This is a genomic window from Brachybacterium sillae (assembly GCF_025028335.1).
Classification (GTDB): Bacteria; Actinomycetota; Actinomycetes; order Actinomycetales; family Dermabacteraceae; genus Brachybacterium; species Brachybacterium sillae.
In genome coordinates this window covers 1,505,007-1,520,402 of the sequence record NZ_JAFEUW010000001.1, presented here as the reverse complement: position 1 = coordinate 1,520,402, position 15,396 = coordinate 1,505,007, and the positions used below count along the sequence as shown (strand labels likewise).

Genomic DNA, 15,396 nt, shown 5'->3' with positions numbered 1-15,396 from the left:
GGTACGTGGGGAGGAAACCCGCCGCAGGCGTTCCCGCGGGAACGTTTCCGCGGGAGCGCCTCCGGCACGGGGTCGCCGGATCAGGCGGCCGCGGCCTTCCGCCGGGCGCGGCGCATGAGCTCCCAGGTCCGGATGAGCCGGGGGAGTGTGAGGATGACGAGGCCACCGGCCATGTTCAGCGGGATCACCCAGGCGAACCACCGCAGCCACGTCAAGTACGGGATGTCGGCGCCGACGTGCATCGCCCCGAAGATCACCACCGAATTCAGCGCGCCGTGGAGCATTCCCAGGCCCACCACCAGGAAACCGGAGATCAGCGAGTTGACCAGGGCGATGATGCCCTCGCTCGAACCCTGGCTCATGCGGGTGACCAATGTGATCGTGAATCCACCGAGGAGTGCGAGAGCCGCCGTCTCCGCCGTGAAGCCGTCCTCGAGGTACCCGGTCGCGGCCCTGGTGAGGGTGTCGTGGTAACGGGGGAACGCCGCCACGATCAGCCAGGTGAACAGCCACCCGCCCACCAGGTTCGTCACCAGTGTCACGATCCACAGCCGCAGCAGCTGCATCCAGGTGCCCCGGCCCGCGACGACGGCGTTGATCGGCAGCAGGAAGTCCTCGGTGAACAGTTCGGAGTGGGCCATGCGCAGAGCGAACAGGCCGATGCCGAAGGCCGCACCCGCCAGCAGTTTCGAACCGGTCGCATCCATCACGGCGAGCATCGCCATGATGCCGAGGGCCACGTCGATCCCGCCGAACAGGCCGGTGATCACCAGCGCCCGCCACGTGCGATGCAGGCGCTCGGCACCCTCGGAGACGGTGTTCTCGAACTCCTCGACGAGTTCCTCCTCGAGCGCCTCCTTCGGGTCGGCGACGTCCAGGCCGTCCGCGCCGCCCGTGCCCTTCGAGTCCGTGCCGTCGGCGTCGGTGCCGTCGGTGTGGGTGTCACCGGTGGTCCGGTCGGAGCGGGTGTCCTCCGCGGGGCGCGCGGTGTCGTCCGTGGGCATGGGGCCTCCTGGGGTCGGGATGCCACATCGTCGCACGTCCGGCGCACACCCCGGAGCCGCCCGGCGGAGGGGTCAGTCGCCGTCGGAGGGTGTGGGGGATCCGGTGGCAGGCGCCAGACGATCGGTCCACGCCGCCGACGCACCGGTGTGCCCGACAGCGACGACGTCCACCGCCGCGGCCAGCGCGAACAGCACCGCCAGGGTGGCGAGGACCCGCTGCAGGGTGCGGCCGCGGGAACCGACGGCCACCGAGCCGTCGTGGTCGGCCCCCGCGCGGGTGTCAGCGCGAGTATCGCCCCGGCCCAGCCACCACAGGGCCGTGGTCAACAGGAACAGGGGGACCGCCAGCCACGGCAGCGTCTCGGCCAGGTCCGCATGCAGCTCGGGGACGCCGACGCGCTCCCCCAACGCCTCACCGCTCTCCAGCGCCAACGGCAGGACCAGCACACTGACGAGCGACAGCAGGGCGAGCAGCCCACCGAACTGCCGACGCCACCGCGGCACCAGGGCCACCGCGAGGGTGCCGAGCGCCACCAGCGGCACCAGGACGACGACGGCGTGCACCACGAGCACGTGCACGGGGATGCCGGTCAGCAGGTCGAGCCTGGGGGTTCCTCCAGTCGGGTCGGGCTCGGGACGCCCGACAGCGGGGCCCAGTGTGGACCGGTCCGTCTGCGAACCGGCTGACGGTCCGCTGGGTGGGCGCGCTCAGGGCTGCAGGCGCTCGTGGGTCCACGAGCCCGATCCCTCGGAGGTGTAGACGATGCGGTCGTGCATGCGGCCCGAGCGGCCCTGCCAGAACTCGATCCGGTCGGGCACCAGACGGAAGCCGCCCCAGTGCTCGGGCCGCGGCACCTCCCGCCCCTCGAACTCCCTCTCCACCTGCGCGTACTGCGCATCCAGGGCCTCCCGGGAGGCGATCGGCCGCGACTGGTGAGAGGCCCGCGCGCCCAGCTGCGAGCCGCGCGGACGGGAGGCGAAGTACTCGTCGGCCTCAGCATCGTCCACCCGCTGCACGAACCCCTCCACGCGCACCTGCCGCTGCAGCGCGTACCAGGGGAACAGCATGGCCGCCCACGGCGTGCCGGACATCTCCTGGCCCTTGGCGGAATCGCCGTTGGTGTAGATCACGAAGCCACGCTCGTCGTGTTCCTTCAGCAGCACCGTGCGGGATCGCGGCCGGGCGGAGGGGTGGCCGCCGTCGGCGGATGCGTCGCCGGTGGGCAGCTCGATGGTGGACAGCACGACGGCGGTCGGCTCCGGCAGGTCGCCCTCGGAGTCCCGACGGTCGAAGGCCTCGGACAGCCACCGGCCGAACAGTTCCAGCGGGTCGGCGGGGACGTCGTCACCGAGGGTGCCGGCGCGGTAGTCCATGCGCTCGGAGGCGAGGCGGGTGTGGGCGTCACCGGCCCGGGGATGGGCGGCCGGGGAAGGCGGCGTCTGATCAGAGGTGGGCGTCATCGCGGGTCTCCTGGCGGACGGGTGGATCGCTGGGCTCACCGTACGCCGTGGAACCGACAGATCCGCGGGGCGTGCCTCAGCGCAGCGGGGAGACCTCGTCGATGCCGTCGCGACGGACGCTGCCGTCGGAGCTGCGCACCACGTTCGCCGCCAGCGGGATCTGGTGCGAGGCGCTCTCGAGGATGTGCATCAGGTACCCGCCGGTGTTCGGCAGGGCGATCATGTCCCCGGGGGCCACACCCCCGGGGAAGGTGAGGCGCCGGCGCAGGATCAGATCGGCCTCGATGCAGTACGCCCCGAGCAGGAAACCCGTGCGGGGCTCCGCGCTTCCAGGGGTACCGGGGGTGTCCGTGGGGGCCGCGTCCGGGTCGGGCACCAGGATCGGGTCGACCAGGAAGTCCTCCGAGGTGGAGCGGCACTGGGTGCGGTTCATCGCCAGGCCGATGATGCCGACGTCGTCGCTGGTGGTGGTGACCTGCGCGACCCGCGCCAGGGTGAGGCCGCAGCCGTCGAGCACCGACCGGCCCGGCTCGCAGCGCAGCTCCAGACCCCGCTCGCGCAACGCGTCGGCGGCCCGGACACCGGGGGCCACCTCCGTGGTGAGGACCTGCGTCAGCCACGGGCCGCGGATCAGCTCCTGCCAGTACGGGTACAGCGCCGGTTCGCCGACGACCCGCACGGACCCCTCGCCCTCAGCATCCGTCGTGGGCACCGCGCGCAGTCCCAGGCCGTCGCCGCGCCAGGTCAGCGGCTCGCGTTCCCCCCGCAGAGCCCGTTCGTGCTCGCGCCAGAACGCCTCCCAGTCGGCGCCGTCCTCGAGATATGACATGGGCACGCCTCCGCCGATGTCGATGAAGGCGACGGGCTGGCCGGCGGCGCGCAGGGAGTCGACCAGCTGCAGCGCCTGGCCGAGCGCGCGGGTGCGGGCCGGGGCGCTGTACCCGTGGAGATGGAAGTGCACGCCGTCGATCCGCAACCGGGTGCCGACGCTCGCGGAGCTGCCGGCCCAGGACTCCCAGGTGGCGCGGCGCTCGCCGAAGCGGGTGGGGCCGATGAGGTCGTCGACCTCGGGGGCCAGTCGCAGTGCCACGGCGGCGGTGCGACCGGCGACCGCGGCCTCCTCGGCGGTGGCCTCGGCCTCGGCGACGGAATCCAGGGCGATGGTCACGCCCGCCTCGACCGCACCGCGCAGCAGCTCCCGGGGCTTCATCGCGGCGGTCAGCACGATCCGCTCCGGCTCCACGCCCTCGCGCAGCACCTGCTCCAGCTCCCGTTCGCTGGAGACGTCGATGCCGCAGTCCAGACGCGCCGCGGCCCGCACCACCGCGAGGGTCTTGTTCGACTTGCGGGCGACGAACACCCGCAGCGGCACCTGCTGCTCGCGGGCGGCATCGCTGAGCTCCCCGACGTTGCGGGCGAGCGGACCCATGTCGTGCACGTTCACGGGGCTGCCGTAGCGGTCCAGCAGGTCGGCGCAGGCGCGGGAGTCGGCCAGCAGCTCCCGCATCCACGGTTCCAGGCGTGCGGGGAGGGCCGGTTCGCCGTGGCAGCGGGACCGCAGCTGCGCGTCGTTCGGCGGGGTCGGATCGGGGGTCATCGGCGGATCCTTCCGTCGGGGCTGTCGGATGTGCCGGTGCCTCGCAGGCGGGTGGCGACGCGCTGCGCCCAGGCCCGGCTCTCGGGGTGCAGGTGGCGGTTCAGGCTGTCCTGGCCGAGGGACCAGTCCTCCGTGGGGCGGCCGAGGACCGCGAGGCCCACCGCCTCGGTGTCGTCGCTGGTCAGGGCGGTGCCCGCGCGCGTCGTGCGCACGCCGCGACGCCCGGGAGCACGGGACAGCACCCCGCGGTCGAGCAGATCCAGCAGAAGCGGGTCGCCACCGCGAGGCACCCCCGGCGGAGGCAGGACCGCGTCGATGACGACGTCGGGGACGACGGCACCGGTCGGCAGCCCGTGCAGGCCCTCGGCGTCGATCCGCACCTTGGCGTCCATCCATGAGGTGTCGACGGCCCCGGCGTCGATGAGATCGAGCAGGATCCGTGCGTTCGACGGCGGCGGCCCGAAGGCGAAGCGCTCCAGCACCGCTGCGGACCGGTGGAACGCGGCCCACGCCTCCTCCGGTTCCTCGGAGCGGCTCACCGCCCGCACCACCAGCGAATACAGAGCCGACCAGGCGCGGCCGAGCGCCCACGCCGGCCCGGGGGTGCGGCGGCCCTCCGCGACCTCGACGCTGCGGCGCAGCGCCTCCCGGGCGCGACCGGCACCGGTGGGCAGGTCGGGTTCGCAGCCCTGCAGCAGGGTGGTCGCGATCTGCGCCGACACCGACCCGCCCGACACGACCCGTCCCGAGACGGCACTGCTCCGTTCGTCGGCGCGCAGCTGGTACACCGCGAGGACCGCGGCGGCGGTGCGGGCCACGTGCGAGAGCAGCTCGGACAGGGCGAGCCGCCTGTCAGTTCCGCCGCGCGCGTCGTCGGCGTCCAGTCGGTCCTCCAACTGGCGGCGGCCCGTGGCCAGCGCCGCGGCCACCGGTTCGATCAGCGGCACATCGGCCGGGGGCTTCGCGTCGAGGAACAGGCCGTCGCGGGTGATCGGGATGAGCACCGTCGGTGCCTCGTGCAGGGGGCGCGCGCGGAACAGCACCAGGGCGGCGTCGATGAAGGTCAGGGCGCCGCCGCGCACGGCGACCCGGCTGCCCGGGGGCACGGCCTCGGTGGTGAGGAAGCGGGTGGCGGGCAGCACGGCGGGCACCAGCGGCAGCGGCCGACCATCCGGGGCGGTCGCCTGCCAGGTGTGGTGCAGGGCTCCGGCGTGATCGGGGGCGTGGCCGGTGGCGATCACCAGTTCGTCGGCACACAGCTCAGTGCCTGACAGGTCCTCCGACCCCGCGAGCCGCACGGTCCACCGCGGGGTCTCGGTGGTGCTGCCGGCGGACCGCACCTCGCTCGCTCGGCCCTGCACGTGCTCGATCGGCAGGGCGGTGCGCAGGCGCTCCCACCGCTGCTCGAGGTACCGGCCGACGATCGCGCGCGGCGGGAAGGACTCCCCGGCGTGCTCGGGCGCATGCTCGGTCAGCCACGTGGGCAGATCGGGCAGATCGGCGACACCCGGTAGCGGCGGCGGGGCGTCGAGGATCGGGGCGGCCACGTTCAACCGCAGCACCTCCGGTTGCTCCGGGTCATACGCGGCACCGGGGCCGAGGGTGCGGCCCGGGTCGACCACCGTGACCCGCACCGACGCCGACACGCTCTCCGCCCCCGACACCGCCACCGTCTCCGCCGCGGTTCCGCTGTCCGGGGTCTCGGACCTCGACGTTTCCGCGGGAACGTCTCGCCCGTCGGCGGCGTGGGGAGGCCGGTGGAGTGCGGAGGCGAGATCCTCCAGCGCGAACAGGGCCTTCGGCCCGCCGCCGACGACGACCAGGTGCAGGGGCCGGGGGGAATGCGGGGGCTGGTTCACGCCGCGCCTCCCGGTGCCTCCGCCCCGCGCGAAGCCGCCAGGAGGTCCTGCCGGGCGCGGTCCAGGGCGTCGGCGTCGGCCCCCAGCTGCTGCCCCACCCACTCGTCGTCGTAGACGGTCGACAGGTACGGGGAACCGCCGTCGTGCACGATCATCGCGACGCGGGAGCCGTCGGGCAGCGACGGCAGGGTGCGGGCCAGTGCGGCCACGATCCCACCGGTCGAGGCCCCCGCGAGGATGCCCTCGCGGCGGGCCAGCAGGCGGGCGCCGGCGGTGCAGGCCAGTTCATCCACCCGCACCACCTCATCGGGCTGCACCTGCCGCGACAGGTCAGTGACGAATCCGGCGCCCATCCCGGGCAGGCGGCGCGTGCCCGCGGTGCCGCCGAAGAGCACGCTGCCCTCGGCGTCGACCGCGACCAGGCGGGTCGTCATGTCGTGGTCCCGCACGTACGCCGCGCAGCCGCCGATGGTGCCGGTGGTGGAGACCGCCGCGTAGAGCGCGTCGACGCGGTGGTCGAGGGCCTCGGCGATCTCGCGCATGGTGCCGTCGCGGTGGGCGGCGGGGTTGGCGGGGTTGCCGTACTGGTGGAGGTTCACCGCGCCGGGGATCTCCTCCAGCAGCTGCTGCACGCGCTTGACGCGCGCGGTGAGCAGATCGCCGGTCTCCGGGTCGGGCTGGGTGACCTGCTCGAGCTCGCCGCCGAGCGCGCGGATGGTCGCCGCGGTCGGGGCGTTGATGCGGGAGTCGACGACGCAGAGGAAACGGACCCCGTGGGCCGCACATGCGCGGGCGAGCGCCATGCCCAGATTGCCGGAGCTGGATTCCACGACGGTGCCGCCGGGGGCGAGTCGCCCACTGGCCAGGGCGTCCTCCAGCATGGCCAGGGCCGGGCGATCCTTGGTCGACCCGCCGGGGTTCAACTGCTCCAGCTTCGCGTAGAGCTCGAGGCGCGGGGAGTCGCCGTCCAGGTCGGGGAACAGACGGCGCAGACGCACCAGCGGCGTACCTCCGACGGCCTCGGCGAGGTCATCCAGCGGAGAGGGCCCGCGTGCGCCGGACCGGGAGGGGGAGGAGGGGGACATGACCTCAACGTATGCCCCGCTGCCTGGATGTGCGCCGTCGATGGTCCTTTCCGACCGCCCGGCCCGGCGATCAGCCGATCATGGCGCCGAGCATCCCCGTCACGTACGGGATCAGCCAGATCGCCCACACCCCGCGGTGTAGAGGACGAGGGCCAGGGTGATGAGGACGATGGCGGCAGGAAGCATGGGAGGAGATTCGCGCCGCCGCGGCCCGCGCGGATCAACCGAAGGTTCGATCCTCCCGGCGGGACCGCCGATAGAGTCGAGACCATGACACACACCCCTGAGACGACCCCCCGCGACACCACCCGCACCACCACGGCCGACGCTCGTACCGCCCGCGGGTTCGCCCTGGCCCTGCCGCCGATCGCCTACGCCGCTGCGGCCCTCGCAATCCTCCAGACCGTCCTCGGCATCGTCCTCGTGGGCGGCGGCTGGGGCGTCATCACCGTCCACACCGTGGTGGCCGTGCTGCTGCTGCTCAGCCTGATCGTCGCCACCATCGCCGCCGGGGTGCTCGGCGCCCAGGTGAAGAACTGGGGCGTGTTCGCCCACGCCCTCACCATGGCGGTGCTGGCTCTGGTCCAGTACGCCCTCGGCGAGATGGGGGCGCGCTGGGTCCACGTGGTTCTCGGCGTGGTGCTGCTGCTGGGGATCGTCTCCCTGGCCACCCTGGCCCGCAAGCGCGTGCGCGCCGCCTGATCCGCGCACGCCGCCTGATCCACAAGCCGCCGCTCCCGCACCGACGCCCCCTTCCCCGACGCCCCCGGTCCACCCGGCCGGGGGCGTCGCGCTGTCCGGGGGCTGGACGCGCAGCGTCACATGCGTCACACTGGGGAAAAGTAACTAGGACGGCAAGTATCACCAAAACGCTCATGGGTGAGCGCGGTGGTGGGTCGGCCGTCCGTCACCTGCCGCTCGGCATCAGCCAGGAGGATCGCGTGCCCGAGGCCGTCATCGTCGCCGCCGCCCGCTCACCCATCGGCCGCGCCCGGAAGGGCTCCCTCGCCAGCCTGCGGCCCGATGAACTCGCCGCCCAGACCATCCGCGCCGCCCTCGACCAGCTGCCGCAGCTCGAGGGGATCGACGACCTCCAACTCGGGTGCGCCCTGCCGGAGGGACACCAGGGCGGGAACCTCGCCCGCACCGTCGCGGTCCGCCTCGGGCTGGACGAGGTGCCCGGCGCCACCGTCACCCGCTTCTGCGCCTCCAGCATCGAGACCACCCGCAGCGCCTTCCATGCCATCCGTGCCGGTGAGGCCCACACGATCATCTCCGCGGGCGTCGAATCGCTGTCCTTCTCCACCGGGCAGCTGCAGGCGCCCGACACCCGCAACCCGGTCTTCGAGAGCGCCTGGGAGCGCACCGAGGCCCGCGCCACCGGTCGTCTGCGGGAGCCGTGGCACGATCCGCGTGAGGATGGAGACCTGCCCGACCCGTACATCGTCATGGGGCAGACCGCTGAGAACGTCGCCGACCTGTGCGGCGTCGACCGTCTGGCCCAGGACGAGTACGCCGTGCGCTCCCAGCACCGCGCCGAGGCCGCCATCGCCTCCGGGTTCTTCGCCCGTGAGATCAGCCCGGTGACGCTGCCCGACGGCACCGTCGTCGACCGTGACGACTCTCCACGCCCCGGTGTCACCCTCGAGGCGGTGCAGGCCCTGCAGCCCGCGTTCCGCGAGAACGGCACCGTCACCGCCGGCAACTGCTGCCCGCTGTCCGACGGCGCCGCCGCCCTGGTGGTCATGTCCGATGAACGCGCCGAGCAGCTCGGCATCACACCGCTGGCGCGGATCGTCTCCACCGGGGTGTCGGCCCTCAGCCCCGAGATCATGGGGCTCGGCCCCGTCGAGGCCACCCGCCGGGCCCTCGCCCTGGCCAGCCTCACCATCGAGGACATCGATCTGGTCGAGCTCAACGAGGCCTTCGCCGCGCAGGTGATCCCCTCCGCCCAGCAGCTCGGCATCGACCCCGAGCGGCTGAACGTCCACGGCGGTGCCATCGCCCTGGGACACCCGTGGGGCTCCACCGGCGCCCGCATGACCACCACCCTGATCAACGGCCTGCGCGCACGCGACGGCCGCTATGGCCTGGCCACCCTCTGCGTCGGTGGGGGGCAGGGCATGGCCCTCGTGCTGGAGAGGATGCAGTGATGATGAACGCCCCGTCGACGAGCGTGCGCACCGATCGCAGCGTGGTGTCGGCCCCCGACCCGTCCGCCGCCACCCCCGCCGACCTGCTGCCCCCGGTGATCGACCATTACGCCGTGCTGCAGGACGTCACCGGGGAGGACCTCGAGGCCTGGCGCACCGTGCGCTCCCTCTCCGGGGAGATCCTGGAACGGATCGACGACGCCTGGGACCGCGCGGAGTACCCGTTGGAGATCGTGCACCGCCTGGGCGAGCTCGACCTGTTCGTCGACGGACTCGACGTGCCCGGTCACCGGCGGATGTCGCCGCTGGCCGCGGGCCTGGTGACGATGGAGGCCAGTCGGCTCGACGGCAGCGTCGGCACCATGATCGGCGTGCAGGGCGGACTGGCGCTGCGGTCGATCGTCATGCACGGTTCCGAGGCGCAGAAGGAGCGCTGGGTGGAGCCGGTCGCGCGCGGCGAGCAGTACGCCGCCTTCGCGCTGACCGAGCCGGAGCATGGCTCCGATTCCGTCTCCCTGGAGACCACTGCCCGCCGCGACGGCGAGGAGTGGGTGCTCAGCGGTCAGAAGCGGTGGATCGGCAACGGCGCGGGCGGCCACCTCACCGTGGTGTGGGCGCGGGTGGACGACCCCGCCGACCCGGAGCTGCACGGGCAGGTGTCCGGGTTCCTGGTGGAGCAGGACCGGCCCGGGTACGAGGCCGAGGTGATCCGCGGCAAGGTGTCGCTGCGGGCGATCCACCAGGCGCACATCACCCTGCGGGACGTGCGGATCCCTCTCGACGCGCGCCTGCCCGGGGCCCGCAGCTTCAAGGACACCTCCGCGGTGCTGTTCGCCACCCGCGCCGGGGTGTCCTGGGCGGCGCTGGGCCACGCCATCGCCTGCTACGAGAGCGCCCTCGAGCACGCCACGCGGCGCGTCCAGTTCGGGCGGCCGCTCGCCAAGGCGCAGCACGTGCAGGTGCGCCTGGCCGGGATGCTGCAGACGCTGACCTCGATGATGCTGCACTGCCGCCGCCTGGCCGACCTCGAGGCCGCCGGGGCGTTGCGTCCCGAACAGGCCTCCCTCGCGAAGGTGCACAACACCCGAGGGGCCCGCGCCATCGCCGCCGACGCCCGCGACCTGCTCGGTGGCAGCGGCATCCTGCTGGAGAACCGGGTGATCCGGCACATGGCCGATGTCGAGGCCCTGCACACCTATGAGGGCACCGACACCATGCAGTCGCTGATCGTCGGCCGGCGCCTCACGGGGATGAGCGCTTTCGTGTGACCGGACGGCGGGGGTCCGTCCCCCGGGGGTTGGTGCCGTCTCAGACCGCGTGCCGCAGCACCGCCGCGGCCAGCACTCCCGCCACCTCCGGCGCGAGGTGCAGGTTGAGGGAGGGTTCGATCATCTCCGCCTCCAGCACCAGCAGGCCGTACCGGGCGGAGTCGACCAGGTCGATCCGCGCGTACAGCGGGGCCGGCTGACCGGTGAGGTCCGAGACCGTGGCCAGGGTGCGGCGCGCGAGCTCCTCCTCGGCGGGGGTGACGGGCACCCGCTGTGCGTGCTCCTGGTAGACGCCTCCGATCAGGCCGCCACCGCGCCGCAGCAACGCTCCCTTGGCGATCGCATGGGTGAGGGTGCCGTCGATGAGGTACAGTGCCTTCTCCGCCCCCGCGGAGAGCTCGGGGATCTCCGGCTGCACCATCACCTCGGCGCCGGCGGTGAGGATCTCCCGGCCCAGGGTGCGGGCCGCCGGATCCTCGCGCGCGAACAGTCCGGTGAGGGAGGACCCGGCCCCGTGCGAGGGCTTGACCACCCACCCCGGGGCGTCCGCGAACGCAGGGGAGCCGTGCGTGTCGGTGGCGAGCGCCGTCTCCAGGTCGTCGACGGTGGCGGCCCATCGCGTCGGCACCGTGGGGATCCCGGCCCGGTCCAGCTGCGCCAGGTAGCGCTTGTCGAGGTTCCACTCCACCAGTGCGCCTGGGTTGAGCAGGCGCGTGCGGGCCGAGACATCCCGCACCCAGGTGCGGAAACCCGGCAGATCCTCCAGGTAGTCCCAGGTGCTGCGGATCAGCACCAGGTCGAACCCCGCCCAGTCGACCTCAGCGCCACGCCAGGGCACGGCCTGTGCCACCGCGCCGCGCTCCCGCAGCGCCGCCAGCAACGGGGCGGTGTCCCGGTCGGGGTCCTGGGGGTGGAAGAAGGTGGGGGAGGCCGTGACCACCCCGATCCGGGGACCCGACGAGGAGGACGCGGACGAGGAGGGTGGCGTGTGGGGCATGGGGCCAGAATGCCAGGGGCCGTTCCGTGCTGCGCCCGGGGTAGAGCGGCCTCGTTCCGCGCGTCACGCGGAGGGGCCACTGTCTCGACACCCGAATGATTGAACGATAAACTTCTGTGAGTGAGCCTTCCCGTGACGCGTGACGTGACCCCCGCCGCCGACTCCTCCTCGACCCCTCCGACCTCGACCCCTCCCGCGTCGACTCCTCCGGCCTCGACCCCTCGGACGCGGGCGGGCCTGCTGCTCACCGTCACCCTGGCGCTGCTGGCCATGATCGGGCCGTTCAGCATCGACTCCTTCTATCCCGCGTACACGGGCATCGGCGAGGAGTTCGGCGTCACGGCGCTGGAGCTGCAGCAGCTGGTGTCGGTGTACATGGCGGCCTTCGCGGTCATGTCGCTGGTGCACGGGCCGGTGTCCGACGCGGTCGGCCGCAAGCCGGTGATGCTGGTGGGCCTCGCGGTGTACATCGCGGCAATGCTCGCGGTGATGGTGGCGCCGAGCTTCGGGACCCTGCTGGCCCTGCGTGCCGTCCAGGGGGCCAGCGCCGGCGCGGCGACGATCATCTCCCGCGTGGTCGTGCGCGACATGTTCGAGGGCGCCGAGGCGCAGAAGCTCATGAGCCGCATCATGATGATCTTCTCCCTCGCCCCGGCCATCGCCCCGGTCGCCGGGGGCTGGCTGCTGCTGCTCGGCCCCTGGCGGATCATCTTCGCGGCGGTTGCGGCCTTCGCGGCACTCGGCGCGGTGCTGATGCTGTTGGTGGTGCCGGAGACCCTGCCGCCGCAGGACCGCCGGCCCGTGCGGGTGGGCTCCATGCTCGCCGGGATCTGGCGGGTGGGCCACGACCCGGCACTGCTGCGCCTGGCGACCGGCAGCGCCTTCGGCTTCGCCGCCCAGTTCCTCTACATCGCCGGGGCGCCGATCTTCGTCGAGCGGTTGCTGGGCCTCGGCGCCCAGGACTACTGGGTGCTGTTCGTCCCGCTGATCCTCGGCATGATGGCCGGCGCCCAGGCCGTCGCCATGCTGTCGGATCGGATGAGCCGCGCCCGCATGATCACCCTCGGCTACCTGGGCACCATCGCGGCCGCCCTGGTGAACCTGGGGCTGGTGGCGATCGCCGGCCCCTTCGACGGGCTCGAGCCGCGGGTGATCGCAGCGGTGGTCGGGCCGATGCTGCTGGCCTTCACCGTGCAGCTGTTCTTCGGCCCGATGCAGATCGAGGTGATGGATGTGTTCCCGCACGACCGCGGCACCGCCGGATCGATGGCCACGTTCTTCTCGCTGGCGATGAATGCCCTGCTGGCCGGGGCGGTCGCACCGCTGGTGATGCGCAGTGCGGTGTCGCTGGCCGAGGCGGTGCTCGTGTCCGTGCTGGTGGGCTTCGCCCTGTGGGTGTGGCATCTGCGCAGCGATCGCCGGGCCGCCGTGGTGGAGGACGCCCCGGTCCGCGCCTGAGACCGGCGCCCGGGGTGAACCGCGCCCGGTTGCCCTCGGCCGTCCGGTGCGGCACCATGAACCTGATACTCCCGGTATCACCAACGGTCGCGCGCGGTTGCGCCGACCGCCCCGCACCGTGAGGAGCAGCGTCGCATGACCGGTTACACCGAGCACGTCACCCGTGTGATCCCCGAGGATGTCCAGCACCCGCAGCTCGGCACCGTCGCCGTGCTGCGCATCGCCCCGCCGGAGGGGGAGGAGCGGCGGCCCGCCACTCTCGGGCCCGCCTCCGTCGACGCCCTCGAGACCGCTCTGCGGGAGGCCCTGCGTCGCGCCGAGGACGGTCAGATCCAGGCCCTCACGCTCACCGGCACCGACCGCGTGTTCCTCGCCGGTGCTGACCTGTCGATGTTCGCCGACCCGGCCGTCATCGAGCAGATCCGCCCGCTCACCCGCCGGATGCACGCCCTGCAGCGGGACCTGCGCAGCTGCCCCGTACCGGTGCTCGCCCACCTCAATGGCGCCGCCCTGGGCGGCGGCCTCGAGGTGGCGCTGATGGCCGATGTCCGCACCGCCGCCCCGGGTGTGCGCGGCATCGGGGTGCCCGAGACGAGCCTGGGCATCCTGCCCGGCTGGGGCGGCACCACGCTGCTCCCGGGCGTCGTCGGCGGAGAGACCGCAGTGCGACTGATCCTCGAGGATCCGGCCCGCGACCGTCAGCTCTCCTCCTCACAGGCGCTGGAGCTGGGACTCGTCGACGCCGTCGTCGACTCCCTCGAGGCCGCCCTCGACCACCTCGCGCAGCGCGCCATCGACCCCTCCGCCCGCCCGAACGCCGTGCCCGCCGCCGATTCCGAGCAGGCGCAGCAGCTGCGCGCCGCCCTCGATGCCCCGCACGGCGCCGAGACCCGCCGCGCCTGGGCCGAGCGCCTGGCTGCCGCGGGGGCGCCCGCCGTCGAACGCGCCCTGCACCTGCTGGAGCAGCTGCCCGGCTCCGACCTGGAGGCGGCCCTGTCCCGCGAGGAGGACGCCCTCGTCGAGCTCGCCCAGACGCCGGCCGCGGCGGCCTCCCTCTACGCGGCGGAACTGCTGCGCCGCGGCAAGCCCGGTCGCACCCCCGTCGTGGGTGCCCGCGAGCTGCGGCGGATCGGCGTGGCCGGGGCGGGCCTGATGGCCTCGCAGATCGCCGCGACCCTCGCCCTCGGTCTGCAGGTGCCGGTGGTGCTGCGCGACCTCGACCAGGAGATCGCCGACCGGGGCCTCGCCCACGCCCGGGACGTCATCGCCCAGGCCGCTGCCCGCGGCGCACTGCGCGAGGACCAGGCGCAGCAGGTCGCCGGGCTGCTCAGCGCCACCGCGCGGGTCGAGGACCTCGCCGACTGCGACCTGGTGCTCGAGGCGGTGCCGGAGATCCTCGGGGTCAAGCAGAAGGTCTTCGCCGAGCTGGAACAGCACGTCGCCGCGGACGCCCTGCTGGTCACCAACACCAGCTCCCTGTCGGTCACCGCCATGGGCGAGGGGCTGCAGCATCCGGAGCGCCTGATCGGCCTGCACTTCTTCAACCCGGTCGCGAAGATGCCCCTGGTGGAGGTGATCCACACCGACACCACCGATGAGACCACCCTCGCCACCGGACTCGAGGTCGTGCGCGCGTGCCGGAAGTTCGTGGTGCAGTGCGCCGATGCCCCGGGGTTCGTCGTGAACCGGTTGCTGTTCCGGGTGCTCGGGGAGGTGCTGCGGTCCCTCGACGCGGGTGCCGACCCGGCCGCCGTCGACGCCTCCCTCGACGAACTGGGCCTGCCGATGCGTCCCTTCACTCTGCTGGATCTGGTGGGCCTGGGCGTCGCCGACCATGTGGGGCGGGTGCTCGGCGAGGAACTCGGTGAGCGCTTCTGGGTCAGCCCCGGCCTGGCGGCCATGACCGAGCAGGGGGAGCGGTTCTCCCAGCCGACCCGCGACGCGGTGCACGCCCCGGTGAACCCGCGGGTGGCGGAGGTCTTCGCCGCCGCGCAGGAGAGTGGGGCGCCGACGAGGGGGGTGGCGGTCGGTTCCGATCTCCTGCAGAGGGTGCAGGACGGCCTGGCCGAGGAGATCCGGATGCTGCTCGAGGAGCACGTGGTCGAGGACCCCGGCCAGGTGGACCTGGCCATGATCCTGGGTGCCGGATACCCGCGGCACCGCGGCGGCATCACCCCGTACCTCGACCAGGTGGGGGCCTCGCAGCGCGCCACCGGGCGGACCTTCCACGGGGAGCGGTTCACCGGGTGAGGCCGGGGGCCGGCCGGGAGAGGAATGCTCTGTGCTGAGTCTCACAACCACCACGTAGGATCGCCTGGAGCCACCCCCTGCGCGAGAGGAGCAGGACGCCCCGCGTCCGCCTGCCATGAGCCAGTCCCCGTTCCCGTCCGACCCGCACCGTCCGTCGTCTGATCCGTCGTCCCCGGAGGGTGAGGGACGCGTCGGCGAGCCGACCTTCGGGTCCTCGGACTCCTCGCCGTACGGGTCGAGTTCGCCCTAAGGCTCCAGCGCGCC

General features: G+C 73.2%; 12 protein-coding genes. 5 read left to right on the top strand and 7 right to left on the bottom strand.

Translation table 11 applies throughout. From position 1 onward, the window contains the following. Positions 1 to 80: 80 nt before the first annotated feature. The 6 genes from JSY14_RS06965 to sbnA form a co-directional block, all read right to left on the bottom strand. Positions 81 to 1,004 (bottom strand): formate/nitrite transporter family protein, encoded by a 924-nt coding sequence (locus JSY14_RS06965; protein ID WP_259558046.1) that lies wholly within the window; start codon positions 1,002 to 1,004, stop codon positions 81 to 83. 72 nt (positions 1,005 to 1,076) lie between these two features. After that, positions 1,077 to 1,583 (bottom strand): DUF2231 domain-containing protein, encoded by a 507-nt coding sequence (locus JSY14_RS06960; protein ID WP_259558045.1) that lies wholly within the window; start codon positions 1,581 to 1,583, stop codon positions 1,077 to 1,079. A 129-nt stretch (positions 1,584 to 1,712) separates the two neighbouring features. Continuing rightward, entirely contained in the window at positions 1,713 to 2,465 is a 753-nt protein-coding gene (gene pdxH, locus JSY14_RS06955) for a pyridoxamine 5'-phosphate oxidase (protein ID WP_259558044.1), read from the bottom strand. 76 nt (positions 2,466 to 2,541) lie between these two features. Next, positions 2,542 to 4,062: an alanine racemase gene (locus JSY14_RS06950; protein WP_259558043.1), complete on the bottom strand. Its 1,521-nt coding sequence runs from the start codon at positions 4,060 to 4,062 to the stop codon at positions 2,542 to 2,544. Continuing rightward, complete coding sequence (locus JSY14_RS06945) at positions 4,059 to 5,921, bottom strand: FAD/NAD(P)-binding protein (protein ID WP_259558042.1); 1,863 nt, start codon at positions 5,919 to 5,921, stop codon at positions 4,059 to 4,061. The genes JSY14_RS06950 and JSY14_RS06945 overlap by 4 nt, the downstream gene beginning before the upstream one ends. Continuing rightward, entirely contained in the window at positions 5,918 to 7,006 is a 1,089-nt protein-coding gene (gene sbnA, locus JSY14_RS06940) for a 2,3-diaminopropionate biosynthesis protein SbnA (RefSeq protein ID WP_259558041.1), read from the bottom strand. The genes JSY14_RS06945 and sbnA overlap by 4 nt, the downstream gene beginning before the upstream one ends. 270 nt (positions 7,007 to 7,276) lie before the next feature. On the opposite strand from sbnA, the gene JSY14_RS06935 reads away from it, so the two are divergent. The 3 genes from JSY14_RS06935 to JSY14_RS06925 all read left to right on the top strand — a co-directional run bounded on the left by JSY14_RS06935 (position 7,277) and on the right by JSY14_RS06925 (position 10,427). Next, the gene (locus JSY14_RS06935) at positions 7,277 to 7,708 is read left to right on the top strand and encodes a hypothetical protein (protein ID WP_259558040.1); all 432 of its coding nucleotides are present in this window, start codon (positions 7,277 to 7,279) and stop codon (positions 7,706 to 7,708) included. A gap of 239 nt (positions 7,709 to 7,947) precedes the next feature. Beyond that, a complete protein-coding gene (locus JSY14_RS06930; protein ID WP_259559599.1) occupies positions 7,948 to 9,159 on the top strand; it encodes an acetyl-CoA C-acetyltransferase in 1,212 nt (403 codons plus the stop codon). Continuing rightward, a complete protein-coding gene (locus JSY14_RS06925; RefSeq protein ID WP_259558039.1) occupies positions 9,159 to 10,427 on the top strand; it encodes an acyl-CoA dehydrogenase family protein in 1,269 nt (422 codons plus the stop codon). Before JSY14_RS06930 ends, JSY14_RS06925 begins: the two co-directional genes overlap by 1 nt. 40 nt (positions 10,428 to 10,467) lie before the next feature. Here JSY14_RS06925 and JSY14_RS06920 read toward each other — a convergent pair whose 3' ends face one another. Continuing rightward, positions 10,468 to 11,424, bottom strand: a complete 957-nt coding sequence (locus tag JSY14_RS06920) for an ATP-grasp domain-containing protein (protein WP_259558038.1) — start codon at positions 11,422 to 11,424, stop codon at positions 10,468 to 10,470. Between the two features lie 120 nt (positions 11,425 to 11,544). Here JSY14_RS06920 and JSY14_RS06915 point away from each other — a divergent pair, with 120 nt between their 5' ends. Continuing rightward, entirely contained in the window at positions 11,545 to 12,882 is a 1,338-nt protein-coding gene (locus JSY14_RS06915) for a multidrug effflux MFS transporter (RefSeq protein ID WP_259558037.1), read from the top strand. Positions 12,883 to 13,017: 135 nt separating this feature from the next. After that, positions 13,018 to 15,132, top strand: a complete 2,115-nt coding sequence (locus tag JSY14_RS06910) for a 3-hydroxyacyl-CoA dehydrogenase NAD-binding domain-containing protein (RefSeq protein WP_259558035.1) — start codon at positions 13,018 to 13,020, stop codon at positions 15,130 to 15,132. The last annotated feature ends 264 nt before the right edge of the window (positions 15,133 to 15,396 follow it).